At 69.9% G+C, this 12379-nt stretch carries 13 protein-coding genes; 8 read left to right on the top strand and 5 right to left on the bottom strand.

Annotation, left to right across the window (positions count from 1 at the left end; all coding sequences use genetic code 11):
* Positions 1-178: 178 nt before the first annotated feature.
* The 5 genes from OVA30_RS22400 (at position 179) to sorB (ending at position 4500) form a co-directional block, all read left to right on the top strand.
* The gene (locus OVA30_RS22400; RefSeq protein ID WP_015951499.1) at positions 179-1207 is read left to right on the top strand and encodes an IS110 family transposase; all 1029 of its coding nucleotides are present in this window, start codon (positions 179-181) and stop codon (positions 1205-1207) included.
* Positions 1208-1626: 419 nt separating this feature from the next.
* Positions 1627-2115, top strand: a complete 489-nt coding sequence (locus OVA30_RS22395; RefSeq protein WP_091950927.1) for an RNA polymerase sigma factor — start codon at positions 1627-1629, stop codon at positions 2113-2115.
* Positions 2115-2831: an anti-sigma factor family protein gene (locus OVA30_RS22390; RefSeq protein ID WP_268176983.1), complete on the top strand. Its 717-nt coding sequence runs from the start codon at positions 2115-2117 to the stop codon at positions 2829-2831. Before OVA30_RS22395 ends, OVA30_RS22390 begins: the two co-directional genes overlap by 1 nt.
* Before the next feature lie 123 nt (positions 2832-2954).
* Entirely contained in the window at positions 2955-4166 is a 1212-nt protein-coding gene (gene sorA, locus OVA30_RS22385; RefSeq protein ID WP_108939631.1) for a SorA family sulfite dehydrogenase catalytic subunit, read from the top strand.
* Positions 4167-4179: 13 nt separating this feature from the next.
* Positions 4180-4500: a SorB family sulfite dehydrogenase c-type cytochrome subunit gene (gene sorB, locus OVA30_RS22380; RefSeq protein WP_174804894.1), complete on the top strand. Its 321-nt coding sequence runs from the start codon at positions 4180-4182 to the stop codon at positions 4498-4500.
* Between the two features lie 49 nt (positions 4501-4549).
* On the opposite strand, the gene OVA30_RS22375 is transcribed toward sorB, so the two are convergent.
* Both OVA30_RS22375 and copM read right to left on the bottom strand, forming a co-directional pair.
* Positions 4550-5989, bottom strand: a complete 1440-nt coding sequence (locus OVA30_RS22375) for a YncE family protein (protein ID WP_091950973.1) — start codon at positions 5987-5989, stop codon at positions 4550-4552.
* 49 nt (positions 5990-6038) lie between these two features.
* Entirely contained in the window at positions 6039-6437 is a 399-nt protein-coding gene (copM, locus tag OVA30_RS22370) for a CopM family metallochaperone (RefSeq protein ID WP_091950935.1), read from the bottom strand.
* Between the two features lie 197 nt (positions 6438-6634).
* On the opposite strand from copM, the gene OVA30_RS22365 reads away from it, so the two are divergent.
* The 3 genes from OVA30_RS22365 to OVA30_RS22355 all read left to right on the top strand — a co-directional run bounded on the left by OVA30_RS22365 (position 6635) and on the right by OVA30_RS22355 (position 8884).
* Entirely contained in the window at positions 6635-7144 is a 510-nt protein-coding gene (locus OVA30_RS22365) for a sigma-70 family RNA polymerase sigma factor (RefSeq protein ID WP_091950938.1), read from the top strand.
* Complete coding sequence (locus OVA30_RS22360) at positions 7141-7938, top strand: anti-sigma factor family protein (protein WP_091950940.1); 798 nt, start codon at positions 7141-7143, stop codon at positions 7936-7938. Before OVA30_RS22365 ends, OVA30_RS22360 begins: the two co-directional genes overlap by 4 nt.
* Before the next feature lie 61 nt (positions 7939-7999).
* Positions 8000-8884 (top strand): LysR substrate-binding domain-containing protein, encoded by an 885-nt coding sequence (locus OVA30_RS22355; protein WP_091950942.1) that lies wholly within the window; start codon positions 8000-8002, stop codon positions 8882-8884.
* Positions 8885-8898: 14 nt separating this feature from the next.
* On the opposite strand, the gene OVA30_RS22350 is transcribed toward OVA30_RS22355, so the two are convergent.
* From OVA30_RS22350 to OVA30_RS22340, 3 genes are all read right to left on the bottom strand, one after another.
* Positions 8899-9990, bottom strand: coding sequence for a molybdopterin-dependent oxidoreductase (locus OVA30_RS22350; protein ID WP_091950944.1), 1092 nt, complete (start codon positions 9988-9990; stop codon positions 8899-8901).
* Between the two features lie 65 nt (positions 9991-10055).
* Positions 10056-11138: a YeiH family protein gene (locus tag OVA30_RS22345; protein ID WP_147018158.1), complete on the bottom strand. Its 1083-nt coding sequence runs from the start codon at positions 11136-11138 to the stop codon at positions 10056-10058.
* A 277-nt stretch (positions 11139-11415) separates the two neighbouring features.
* Positions 11416-12216, bottom strand: a complete 801-nt coding sequence (locus OVA30_RS22340) for a pentapeptide repeat-containing protein (protein WP_091950948.1) — start codon at positions 12214-12216, stop codon at positions 11416-11418.
* Between the last annotated feature and the right edge of the window lie 163 nt (positions 12217-12379).

The raw sequence follows: 12379 nt of genomic DNA, 5'->3' as shown, positions 1-12379 counted from the left end.
TCAACTCGATACCCGGAACCGGACATTCAGCTTCGCGCCCACCCCGGTCTTAAAACCGCATCCTCACAATGCCTGAAAGCAGATGGGGTGGATGGCTCCCGCTCCAACTGACGGCATCTCGGTGCCAAGGTGTGGTTGTTGTCGAAGCAGCAACGACGCAGATGTAGGAGCCATCCCCATGGAGATCACCACCGTCGGCATCGATCTGGCCAAGAGCATCTTCCAGGTTCACGCCATCGACGCAGCTGGGCAGGTCGTCGTTCGCAAGGCGCTTCGGCGGGCGCAGGTCGTGCCGTTCTTCGCCAAGCTGCCGCGCTGCCTGGTTGGCATGGAGGCGTGCGGCACGTCCCACCACTGGGCCCGGGAACTGATGAGGATCGGCCACGACGTGCGGCTGATGCCGCCGGCTTACGTGAAGCCATACGTCAAGCGCGGCAAGACCGATGCGAACGATGCCGCCGCCATCTGCGAGGCGGTGACGCGCCCCAGCATGCGGTTCGTGCCGGTGAAGTCGACCGAGCAGCAGGCGGCGCTGGCGCTGCACCGGACGCGCGACCTGCTGGTCAAGCAACGCACGCAGTTGGTGAACATGATCCGCGGCCTGCTCGCCGAGTTCGGGATCGAGATGGCGCGAGGCCTGCGCCATGCGCTCGAACTAGCGGCCAGGCTCTCAGCCGGAGACGCGGCCGAGGTGCCGCCCCTGGCCCAGCGCGTGGTGACCGGGCTGGCCGATCAGATCGGCGCCGTGCAGATCCAGCTCACCCGGCTGGAGAAGGAGTTGCTGGCCTGGCATCGGGACAACGACCTGTCGCAGCGCCTAGCGACGATCCCCGGGATCGGCATCGTCTCGGCGACGGCGCTGGCAGCCTCAGTAAGCGAGCCCGAGCGCTTCCGCTCCGGTCGGCAGTTCGCGGCCTCGTTAGGCCTGACACCGCTGCAGAACTGCAGCGGCGGCAAGGAGCGCCTGGGCCGGATCTCGCGCATGGGCGACCGTTATCTGCGACGCCTGCTCGTGGTCGGCATGACCTCTCTGATCCGGCGTGCGAAGGCGACGCCGACGTCGGTCGACCCACGGCTGCCGACGCTGCTCCAGCGCAAGCCAGTGCGTGTCGTGACCGTGGCAGCGGCTAATCGCACGGCGCGGGTCGCCTGGGCGATCATGACCCGCGGCGGCACCTACCGCGCACCCGCGGCCACGGCTGCCTGATCGCAGGAAGCGGAGCACTTTTCCAGATTGCGAGGACGATGAGAGTTGATGGCGAACCGGTCAGACCGGGAGCCGGGACACCCCGCCGAATGTCCAGGGCATCATAGCCCGCAAAGCAGAGTGGGACCCAGCTCGCGGATACCATCAGGGCCAGCGGTCAACATGAACGACTGCATCAACAGGCCGGACACAAGACTGCACCCGACCAACGCGTCAGAACCTCAATTCGTCACTTGCAATGCGGGAGCCATCCACACAAGACATACGAGCTTGCAATCGATTGTTCAGCAACAGCAACGCTCCGAGTAGCGCTGCAGAGGTGTAAGGCCTCCCGACATCCACAACCATCGACGACCGTTGCGACTCTGTGTGGACATGCATCGATGTGCTATGGAGTGCGGGGAGGATGACACATCAGGATGCGGTCCATCGGTGAGCACCTCGTCGAAGCGTGGCCGCGCCTGTTCCGCTACGCGCTGACGCTGACGCGGGAGCCCGACGCCGCGCGCGACCTGATGCAGCAGAGCGCCCTCAAGGCGCTCTCGACGGGGACGACGCCGAGCGAACCGCGGGCGGCCCGCGCCTACCTGTTCCGGATCGTGCGCCACGCCTGGATCGATCGGCTCCGCCGGAACCGGACCCGCCGCGAGGACGATCTCGTGGATTGGCCCGACGAAGGGTTCGACGACCGCCTGATTGAGGCCATCGCCGTGCGCCAGGCTTTCGCCACCCTCGATGCACCCTGCCGAAAGGTCGTGACCTGCGTGGACGTCGAAGGCCTGAGCTACCGGGAGACCGCCAAACGGCTCGGCATTCCCGTCGGCACGGTCATGAGCCGTCTGCACAGGGCGAGGCGGATCATGCTGCACCGGATCGCCGAGCCGTCCGATGGGAGCGAGGGGCCGTGATGCGCTGGGAGACCCTCAATGCCTACGTCGATGGGGAACTTGATGCGAAGGACCGGCGCGCGGTCGCGGAGACGCTGGCCCGCGATCCGGTCCTGGCCGCGCGGGTCGCGACCCTGACCCGGCTGAAGCAGGGGGTGAAACGGGAGGTGAAGGCTGCGGTCGTGCCGCCCCCGCGCGCGCCGATGGCCCGCGCCTCCCTCGGATGGGCGTGCGCCGCGGCCCTGGTCGTCCTCGTCGGCACCGGCTGGCTGGCCCTGTCGTCTCGCCCGCCGGCCGACGCCGCGCGCGCGGCCTTCATGGCCTGGAGTGCGGCGGGCGCACCCGCGAACGCCATGCAGCCCGCGGGCGGCCTGAACGGCTTCCCCCTCGATCTCGGGGCGGCGGGCTTCCGCTTGGTCTACCTGTCCGAGGGTGACGGTTCGGCTGGCCGGCTTGCCGGTTACGAGGGGCGTCACGGCTGCCGGCTCGCCGTCTGGAGCAGGCCGTCGCGCGGGCAGGCCGGACTCGAGATCGCGCAAGGGGACCGCGACCTGCGTGTGGCGCGCTGGGACAGCAAGGGGCGCCGCTACGTCCTCCTGTCCGAGACGGTGCCGGCCGAGCGCTTCGCCCTGCTGGCCGAGGCGGCCGTGCTCCTCACCGAACCGACCAAGACGGACCGCCTGCGGCTCGCCCTGGACCGGGCCACCGGCCTCTCTGAACGCCCCTGCACCGGCTGACCGGCGCGGGCCGCGGAATTTATTTCGACCCGCCGCGAATAGACCGGGGGCGACGTGCGTCTCCTCCTCCGCACGTCGCGGGCCCGGTCGCCGGAGTCACGCGCGAAACCGGGGAGGAATCGGATGCTCGACAGACGCGATCTCATCAGGCGGGCGGGTCTCACCGCCCTGGCGGGCCTCGGCGGCGGCAGCTTCGCGTCGTTGCGGGCACTCGCGGGCGACACCACCACGCTGCCCTTCGGCAACGGCGAGCGGCCCCTGGTGGCCTATCCGGGCAAGCGCCCGCTGCTCCAGATGACCGCGCGCCCGCCGCAACTGGAGACCCCGTTCTCGGTGTTCGACGAGGGCGCCATCACGCCCAACGACGCGTTCTTCGTGCGCTACCACCTCGCCGACATCCCGACCGAGATCGACCCCGAGACCTACCGGGTCGCGATCAAGGGCCATGTCGAGAAGGAGGTCTCGCTCTCGCTCGCCGACCTGAAGGCGATGCCGACGACCGAGATCGTCGCGGTCAATCAGTGCTCGGGCAACTCTCGCGGCTTCTTCGAACCGCGCATGGCCGGCGGGCAGCTCGCCAACGGGGCGATGGGCTGCGCCCGATGGACCGGCGTGCCGCTGAAGGCGGTGCTCGACAAGGCCGGGGTGAAGGCGGGCGCCGTCGAGGTCGCCTTCACCGGCCTTGACGGCCCGGTGATCCCGGAGACGCCGGACTTCGCCAAGTCGCTCAAGCTCGACCACGCCCGCGACGGGCAGGTGATGCTCGCCTGGGGCATGAACGGGCAGGATCTGCCCTGGCTCAACGGCTATCCCCTGCGCCTCGTCGTGCCAGGATTCTACGGCACCTACTGGGTCAAGCACCTGGAGAGCATCAGCGTGCTCGACAAACCCTTCGACGGCTTCTGGATGCAGAAGGCCTATCGCATCCCCGACAACGACTGCGCCTGCACGCAACCCGGCAAGGCGGCGGACAAGACCGTGCCGATCAACCGCTTCACCGTGCGCTCCTTTCTCACCAACCTGACCGACGGGGCGGACGTGAAGGCCGGGCGCACGCCCTTGCGCGGCATCGCCTTCGATGGTGGCTCGGGAATCAAGTCGGTGGCGGTCTCGACCGACGACGGCAAGACCTGGGCGGAGGCGCGGCTCGGGCAGGATCTCGGCCCCTACGCCTTCCGGCCCTGGACCCTCGACGCGGAGCTGTCGCAGGGGGCGCACGCGATCCGGGTGCGGGCAACCGCCAACGACGGGGCGAGCCAGCCGATGGAGCCGCGCTGGAACCCGGCCGGGTACCTGCGCAACGTGGTCGAGACCACCCGCGTGCGCGCGGCCTGAGGGAGTGACGACGATGACCCGCACCACCCTCGCCCTGACGGCGGCGCTTGCCCTCGCCACCGGCGCGGCCCTCGCCGCCCCGAAATCCTACGCGGTGCCGGAGCCGACCGCGGAGCTGCGGGCGCCGAAGGCCGGCACGCACGCGGAGGGCTTCGAGGCGGCCCAGGCGAACTGCCTCGTCTGCCATTCGGTGGACTACATCGCGATGCAGCCGCCCGGCAAAGGCGCGGCCTTCTGGGAGTCCGAGGTGACCAAGATGGTCAAGGTCTACCACGCGCCGATCGACGCGGCGCAGGCCAAGGCCATCGCCGCCTACCTCGCCGACACCTACTGAGGCGCGGCTGGAAACAGGGGGCGGTCCGGCGACCGCCCCCCTCGTCCCGTCAGCGCGGTGCCTGCGTCTGGACCGTCGCGCCGGTCTCGCCGGGCTTGCCCTCGACGATGACGAGGCTTCGCCGCGCGGCCTCGTTCGCGTTCTGCGTCACCTGCCGGATCGGGCCCACGGCGTTGACGATGGCCGCGCCCGCCGGGTTCGTCATGAAGGCGGCCAGCGGCTCCAGCGGCCCGGCGCCCTTCGGATCGGCCGAGAGGGCCAGCACGTAGGGCTTCTTCGGCGTGAGGCCCGTCACCGCCGCCTGCAGGGTCTGCAACACGCCCTGGTCGAACAGCGTGACCTGCGTGGCCGCCTTGCCATCCGGCCCGGCCAGCGTCAGCGTGCTCGACTGGCCCGCCGCGCCCAGCGGCTGGAGGTTCGGCGCACCCGCTCCCTCCGACACCGCGTCCGGGACGTAGGCCACCCCCTGCGGCCCCTGGCCGATCGGGATGGTGGCGATCACCGCGTTGCTGCCGGTGTCGATCACCGCGACCGCGTCGGCATTCTCCAGGCCGACATAGATCCGCGAACCATCGCCCGAGGGCCAGAGGCCGTGCGGGAGCGCGCCGGTGGGAATCGTCGCGACCTGCGAGAAGTCGTCGGTGCGGAACACCTTCACTTGGTTCAGGCCGCCGATCGTCACGTAGGCGAACTGCCCGGCCTTCGTGCGCGCGATGTTGACGTGGTTGGTGATCGGTCCGGTCTCGATGGTCTTGAGCGCCTTGAACGGCGGCGTGGCCTCGAACACCTGGACGCGGCCGACGTCCTTGAGGGTGAACCACACCTGCTTGCCGTCGGGCGTCGCCGCGATGTCGGGGCAGAACGGGCTCTCCTGCTTGATCCGCCCGACGATCTCGCGGCTCTTCACGTCGATGGCGACCGTCTCGGGGCTGAAGCTGGAGCAGACGTAGCCGTAACGCCCGTCGGGCGAGAAGATCGTCATGCCGGGCCCGTTTGGCACCGTGATCCGGCCCGTCTCCTTGCCGGTCCCCGCGTCGAGGATCGCGACGTAGTCCTCGCCGCGCACGCTGACCCAGACCTCGCGCCCATCCGGCGTGAAGAACGCCTCGTGCGGCGAGCGGCCGACATAGGTTGTGCGGCGCACAGTGTTGGTGGCGGTGTCGATGAAGCTGACCGAGTTCGAGCCGATCGAGACGGCGAGCAGGGTCTTGCGGTCGGGCGAGAAGCCCATGCCGTGGACCAGGAGCTGGCCGCGATAGAGCGGGCTCAGGTTCGCGGGCGTCGTGTCGCCGAGACGGATCACGCCTAGGAGCGTATTGGCGGCTGGGTCGATCACCGAGACCGTGTTGGAGAACTGGTCCGAGGTGTAGAACCGGTCGCGGGGGCCGACCGGCACGTCCGGCGCCGAGGCGGGCCCCGGCGCCTGGCCCGCAAGCGCGGTCCCGCCGAGGAGGGCGAGCAGCAGGGTCGCCGGAATGAGGTGTCGCATCATGAAGGTCTCTTCGCGCTGATGGTCGGGACGGGGGACGGCGATCCGCTCAGTGGTGGTGGCGGGCCGGCGGCTGCGTCGGTGGGGTCTGCGCGACCGGTCGCTCGGCGAGGGCGCGGCGCATGACCTCGATCTCCTGCGCCTGCTCGACGACGATGCCCTGCGCGAGCCGACGCAGGACCGGGTCGCGGCCGTATGCGAGTTCGGCCTTCGCCATCTCGATCGCGCCCTGATGGTGCGGGATCATCATGGCGGCGAAATCCCGGTCGGGGTCGCCGGACGGCGACACCGCCATGTCCGCGTGCATCCGCGCCATCGATTGGGCCATCATCGCATCGAAGCCGCCGGGGGCGGTCTCCGCATGCCCGGCGCGCATCATCATGCCGCCGCCCAGGACACCCCCGGCCATGAACAAGGTGATGAGGATCGCCGTCGGTGCTCCGCGCATGGTCTCTCCCGCAGTGTCGAGGTCACGCGGGGAGAGATGCCGGCCGGGCCGGGATATTCCCCGGCGCTCCCGGTCAAGCGGTCACGGATGCGTGATCGGCTCGCCGGGGCCAAGCTTGGAATAGTTCGGGCAATTCCGGCATCTCTGTTCCGAACGGCGGCACGGGCATCGCCGTAGCCGCGATCCGGAGACCACCCTTGGACGACCTCGCCGTCCTGATCGAACCGCAGATTCCGGCCCTGCGGCGCTACGCGACCGCGCTGCTGCGGCAGCGCGAAGCAGCCGACGACCTCGTCCAGGACACGCTGGAACGGGCGATCCGCGCCTGGCCGCAGCGCCGCGAGGGCGATCTGCGGGCGTGGCTGTTCGCGATCCTGCGCAACCGCTACCTCGAAGGCGTGCGCCGCCGCCGGGGCATCGAGGTCGGCCCGGAGGCGCTGATGGAGATCGCGGAGGTCGGGGTCGATCCCGAGGCGGCCGTGGGCGCGCGGGACGTGCTCGACGGGATCGCCGCGCTTCCCGAGGAGCAGCGGTCCGTCCTGCTCCTCGTCGCGGTCGAGGACATGTCCTATGCCGAGGTCGCCGCCGTGCTCGCGATCCCCGTCGGCACGGTGATGTCGCGCCTCAGCCGGGCGCGCGGCCGGTTGCGCGCCTTCCTCGACCGGGCTCCCACGATCGTCACCGGGCATCTGCGGAGGGTGAAATGACCGCGTCCGACCCGCGTCCCGTCGGCGAGGACGACCTGCACGCCTTTGTGGACGGACGGCTCGATCCGGGCCGCCGCGCCCGCGTCGAGGCGTGGCTCGCCGCGCATCCGGAGGCAGCCGCCCGGGTCGCCGCCGACCGGGAGGTGCGGGAACGCCTGCGGGCGCGCCTCGCGCCCGTGGCGGACGAGCCGATCCCCGCCCGCCTGCGCATCGCGAACCTCGCAGGCTCGCGCCGGATGCGCCTCCCGCGTCGGTGGCCGAGCGCGGCGGCGGCGGCGCTCCTGCTCGCCCTCGGCGGCGCGGCCGGGTGGGCCGGGCGCGGCGCCGTGCCGGGCCCGGGCGCCCACGCCGAACCGATGACGCAGGCGGCCGTCTCCGCCTTCCGCACCTACGTGGTCGAGGCCGCCCATCCGGTCGAGGTCCGCGCCGACGGCTCGACCGACCTCGTGCGATGGCTCAGCGCGCGCCTGGGCCGGCCCGTCACCGTGCCGGACCTGCGGGCGCAGGGATTCCGGCTCATGGGCGGGCGCCTGCTCCCCGCCGGAGACGAGCCGGCGGCGATGCTGATGTACGACGACGACCGGGGCACCCGCCTGACCCTGTACAGCCGGGCCGGGCCGACCGGCGGGCGCGGCGTGTTCCGCTACGCCCGCGCCGACGACGTGGCCGCCTTCTCGTGGATCGATGCCGGGATGTCCTACGTGGTGACGGCCCGCACGGACGAGGCGCGGCTGCTCCGGGTCGCCGAGGCGGTCGATGCGCAGGTCTCGGGCAAGCGCGAAGTCGCGCGGTGATGCTCGTATCCGAACCCTGCCGGACCACGCCGGCCAAGGCCCCCGCCGAGCACGAGACGCCATGACCCTCGACCAGTTGCGCATCTTCGTGGCGGTTGCCGAGCGCCAGCACGTCACGCGGGCGGCCGAGGCGCTGAACCTCGTCCAGTCGGCGGTCAGCGCCGCCATCAGCGCACTGGAGACTCGGCACGCCGTCAAGTTGTTCCACCGGGTCGGCCGGGGCATCGAACTGACCGAAGCGGGCGGCGTCTTTCTCAGCGAGGCTCGCGCGGTGCTCGCCCGCGCCCAGGCGGCCGAACAGGTGCTCGCGGACCTCAGCGGCTTGCGGCGCGGCACGCTGTCCATCCAGGCGAGCCAGACCATCGCCAGCCACTGGCTCCCCCGGCACCTCGTCGCCTTTCGGGCGGCCTATCCCGACATCGTCCTGCGGCTCGGCATCGGCAACACCGCCGAAGCCGCCGAGGCGGTCCGAGCCGGGACGGCGGAACTCGCCTTCGTGGAGGGCCCGATCGAGGACGGCAGCCTCGCGAGCACTCCGGTCGCCGAGGACCGGCTGATCCTCGTCATCGCGCCTGATCACCCGTTGGCCGCACGCGCGCGGTCGGGACGATCCGACCTCGCTTCAGTCTCCTGGGTGCTGCGCGAACCCGGATCGGGCACGCGCTCCGCCTTCGAGGCGGCGATCGTCGCGCTGGGCATCGCACCGGACGCACTCACGGTTGCCCTCGAACTGCCGTCGAACGAGGCTGTCCTCGCCGCCGTCGTGGCGGGGGCCGGGGCGAGCGTTCTATCCGAAGCGGTGGTCGGACCCTCTCTGCGAACCGGAGCGCTCGTCGCCGTGCCCTTCGCTCTGCCGACGCGAACCTTCCGGGTCCTGCGCCACAAGGAGCGCTACCGCAGTCGCGCCGCCGACGCCTTGCTCGACCTAATCCGTGCCGCCCCCTGACGGGGGGCGGCCCTTCAGGCGACCTCGACCCACACACGGTGCCAGGAGGCGCTGAGGTAGCCCTTGAAGTTCCACGTCTCGTCCGGCCGCGCCGGCTGGGTCTGCCCGGCGCTGTCCCAGGCGCGCACCACGAGGTCGCGCTCGCCGGACGGAAGGTCCAGCACGATCTCCCAGAACGTCCAGGCGAAGGGAGCGCCGGCCTCGTGTTCCAGCGTAGCTTGATGCCAGGACCGACCGCCATCGCCCGAGACATCGACGCGCACGATCGCCCGATCTCCCGCGATGGCGTACCCGCGAATGGTGGTCTCGCCCGCCTTGAGCCGGGCTCCGCGCGCGGGCTCGCAGATCGCGGCGTTGAGCGGCATCGTTTCGATGGTGTGGCCTTTCGCGGGATTGGCGGTCTCGGCCGTCACGTCCGGCGGGAACAGCTTGTAGTCGTCGGCTTGCATCGGGTTGGTCGAGGGATGGTCCTGCACCGTGATGCGCTTCAGCCATTTCGGGCTGCGCACGCCCGCGAAGCCCGGCACGACGGCCCGCACGGGGAAGCCGTGCTCGGGCAACAGCGATGCCCCGTTCATCGCGAAGGCCAGCAGTGTCTCGCCGGCGACCGCCTTGGCGAGCGGGATCGAGACGCCGTAGGGCCGTCCCTCCACCACATCTTGGCTCTCGAAGGCCACATGGAGGTCCGAGTGGAGGTTCGCTCCTGGCGCTACGCCCGCCGCACGCAGGACGTCGCCGAGGCGGACGCCGGTCCAGTCCGCCGTCCCGATGGCGCCGCCGTCCCAAGGATCGCCCGAGACCGGGGCGACCGCCCGCATATCGGCGCGGCGGTTGCCGGCGCACTGCATCGTGGCCGTGACGGTCGCCTCGGGAAAACGCGCGCGCAGATCCGCCAGCGACAGATCGAGGGGACCGACATGCGCGCCATCGACGGACAGGCGCCATGCGGCGGCGTCGATCTCCGGCAGGTCGCCGTGGGAGCGGACGTAAAAGTCTTCCGCAGGGGTCCGGTAACGGGCCCGCAGGCGGGTCAGCGGTGGCTCGGCATTGTAGGGGCGCTCCCCATGAACGATCAGGCGGGCCATACGCTCGGTCAAGCTCGACATCCGGTGTCTCTATCGTAAGAAGTCGAGGTTCAACGCGCGCGGACACGCCAGGTGGCTGGCCTTTGTCAGGCGATGCCGAGCAGCCAGATAAGCCCGAGGCTCACCGCCGTCAGGGCAGCGAGCGAAGCGACCACCGCCAGGGTGACGCGCGGTCCCGCCTTGGCGACGCTGCGCACGTCGACGCCGAGGCCGAGGGCCGCCATCGACACGATGGTCAGCGCGTTCGCCGTCGTGGCCATGGGGTGCAAAGCCGCTTCGGGAACGAGCTCCGCGGAGCGAAGACCCGTCAAGGCCAGGAAGGCGAGGATGAACCACGGCACCAGCCGGTGCAGCGGCATCCGGCCCGAGGCGGGGCGCTCGCCGGCCGTGCGGTGCGGTACGGTCACGCCCGTCCCCGCGCGCAGCCAGCTAATCCCGAGCGAGAGAGCCAGGACCACTGGCCCAAGCATCAGCACGCGGACCAGCTTGACCAGGGTGCCGACTTGGACGCTGAGGGCGGCCACCGGGGCGGTTGCGGCGAGAACCTGCGGCACGGCGTAGACCGTGAGCCCCGCGAGCACACCGTACTGCATCGGTGAGAGTCCGAGCAGCGGCACGAGCAGCGGCAACCCGAGAACGACGAGAACGCCGAGCACGGCGGTGAAAGCGATGGACGAGGCGACGTCCTCGCCGTCCGCGTCGATCACCGGGGCCGCCGCCGCGATCGCCGAGTTTCCACAGATCGAGTTGCCGCAGGCGACGAGGATGGCCAGGCGCGGGGTCAACCCGAGAACTCGGCCGATGCCGTAGCTCGCCGCAATGGCGAGGACCACCACCACCGCGATGCCGACGAGGAGCCCCGGCCCGGCCGCGAGCAGCGTCCCGAGGCTGAGCGAGGCGCCGAGCAGGACGACGGCGATTTCCAGGACGGTCTTGGCGCCGAACGCGATACCGCGAGCGAAGCGCCGACCAGGGTTCCAGGCCGTGCGGACGGCCGTGCCCAGCACGATGGCGAGGACCAGAGCCTCCAGCCACGCACGGCCGAAGATATGCTTCTCGACCATCTCCAGCCCGAGGGCGGCGCCCGTCACCGCGAGGCAAAGGCTCAGGCCGGGCAGGATGGAAGACAGGGCAAGCGCGCGTGATCGGAGAAAGGCTGCTGCGGGCATGGTGCGTGCACCTCGTGGACTGGATCTGCCACGACCATGACCGCATCCATTCGTTCGCTCCAACGGAACGTATCGATCATTTTGATCACGCGATGCGATGATTTGGCTGGGGACGACGAACGTCGTGCTTTGGCTCGAAGCCAGTCTTTTCGATTGGGCAACCCGAGTTTGCGGCTTCGCTGATATCAGGGAACGTTGTAGATTACCGCTGACTAGGTTTCTTGAGACAGAAACCGTTGAGGTCAGAGGCGGGCCGTCAGGTTGGTGAACGGGCGGATCAATCGGATGCCTGAGTGACGGCACGGTCGATGTTCACCCTCTCCGCCCAGTCCTTGGCCTCGGACTGACCTTGGAGGTCGATGAGACGAGCGCCGCTGACATCGACGTTCTTGAAGTCCGCGCCCGTGACCGTAGCACCGGTCAAATTGGCCCCGGACAAGTCTGAGCCCATCAGCACCACGCCAGTGAGATCGGCATCCTTGAGATTCGCATACTCCAGGCGTGACCGGCCGAGGTTGGCTCCCTTGAGGTTCGCGCCCGACAGGTTCACCGAGGTGAACACCGCCCGCATCAGACCCATGGACTGATTCTTGATGTTGGCTCCGCCCTTGAGATCGACCAGCGTGGCGCTGCTCATGTTGGCGCCCTTGAAATCGCCGATGGGCATGGACCGGCTGAGGTCGGCCCCGCTGAGGTTGGCCTCCCGCGCAGTGATGCCGAACATTTTCGCGTCCGCGAGCTTGGCCCCGGAAAGGTCTGCCTTCAGGAGCCATGCCTGTTCGAGGTTTGCGCCGCTGAGGTCGGCGCCGCGTAGATTGGCCTTGTTCAGGCGCGCAGTTCGTAAGTTGACGCCCCGGAGATTCAACCCGGAGAGATCGAGGCCCGACAGCGCCTTGTCGTGCAGGTCGATGGGCTTACCGTCCGCGGCCTGGATCATCGCCTCTACGTCGGCGCGGCTCATCTCGGCCTTCGTCATGGCAGGCGAGGACATGTCGGCTCCGAGCAGCAGATCTTGTTCGGCCGCGGCGGGGCCGGCAGCGAAGACGGCGAGCATGAAGCTGAGGGCTAAGCGGCGCATCGGTTTACTCCCGGCGGGCGCCACGCATGGCGGGCACCCTTATCGTGTTCGTTGTGTCGCGATGCTATGCCGGGCCGCTGCACCCGGTCGGTGACCCAGGTCACACAAATCCGGCGCGGCGGGAGGAAAACGCAACGCGCGCCGGACGATCAACCCGTCGTCA

This window comes from Methylorubrum sp. SL192, assembly GCF_026672325.1.
In the GTDB taxonomy this organism is placed as follows: Bacteria; Pseudomonadota; Alphaproteobacteria; order Rhizobiales; family Beijerinckiaceae; genus Methylobacterium; species Methylobacterium extorquens.
The sequence above is the reverse complement of the archived record's forward strand: the minus strand, read 5'-3'. Positions and strand labels throughout refer to the sequence as shown.

What these genes read in the sequence shown, in the direction of transcription:
- OVA30_RS22360 (WP_091950940.1), top strand. Translation starts at nt 7,141, where the DNA reads ATGACCGCGTCCGACCCGCGTCCCGTCGGCGAGGACGACCTGCACGCC.
- OVA30_RS22340 (WP_091950948.1), bottom strand. Translation starts at nt 12,216, where the DNA reads ATGCGCCGCTTAGCCCTCAGCTTCATGCTCGCCGTCTTCGCTGCCGGC.
- OVA30_RS22355 (WP_091950942.1), top strand. Translation starts at nt 8,000, where the DNA reads ATGACCCTCGACCAGTTGCGCATCTTCGTGGCGGTTGCCGAGCGCCAG.
- OVA30_RS22350 (WP_091950944.1), bottom strand. Translation starts at nt 9,990, where the DNA reads ATGTCGAGCTTGACCGAGCGTATGGCCCGCCTGATCGTTCATGGGGAG.
- OVA30_RS22400 (WP_015951499.1), top strand. Translation starts at nt 179, where the DNA reads ATGGAGATCACCACCGTCGGCATCGATCTGGCCAAGAGCATCTTCCAG.
- sorB (WP_174804894.1), top strand. Translation starts at nt 4,180, where the DNA reads ATGACCCGCACCACCCTCGCCCTGACGGCGGCGCTTGCCCTCGCCACC.
- copM (WP_091950935.1), bottom strand. Translation starts at nt 6,437, where the DNA reads ATGCGCGGAGCACCGACGGCGATCCTCATCACCTTGTTCATGGCCGGG.
- OVA30_RS22345 (WP_147018158.1), bottom strand. Translation starts at nt 11,138, where the DNA reads ATGCCCGCAGCAGCCTTTCTCCGATCACGCGCGCTTGCCCTGTCTTCC.
- sorA (WP_108939631.1), top strand. Translation starts at nt 2,955, where the DNA reads ATGCTCGACAGACGCGATCTCATCAGGCGGGCGGGTCTCACCGCCCTG.
- OVA30_RS22390 (WP_268176983.1), top strand. Translation starts at nt 2,115, where the DNA reads ATGCGCTGGGAGACCCTCAATGCCTACGTCGATGGGGAACTTGATGCG.
- OVA30_RS22375 (WP_091950973.1), bottom strand. Translation starts at nt 5,989, where the DNA reads ATGCGACACCTCATTCCGGCGACCCTGCTGCTCGCCCTCCTCGGCGGG.
- OVA30_RS22395 (WP_091950927.1), top strand. Translation starts at nt 1,627, where the DNA reads ATGCGGTCCATCGGTGAGCACCTCGTCGAAGCGTGGCCGCGCCTGTTC.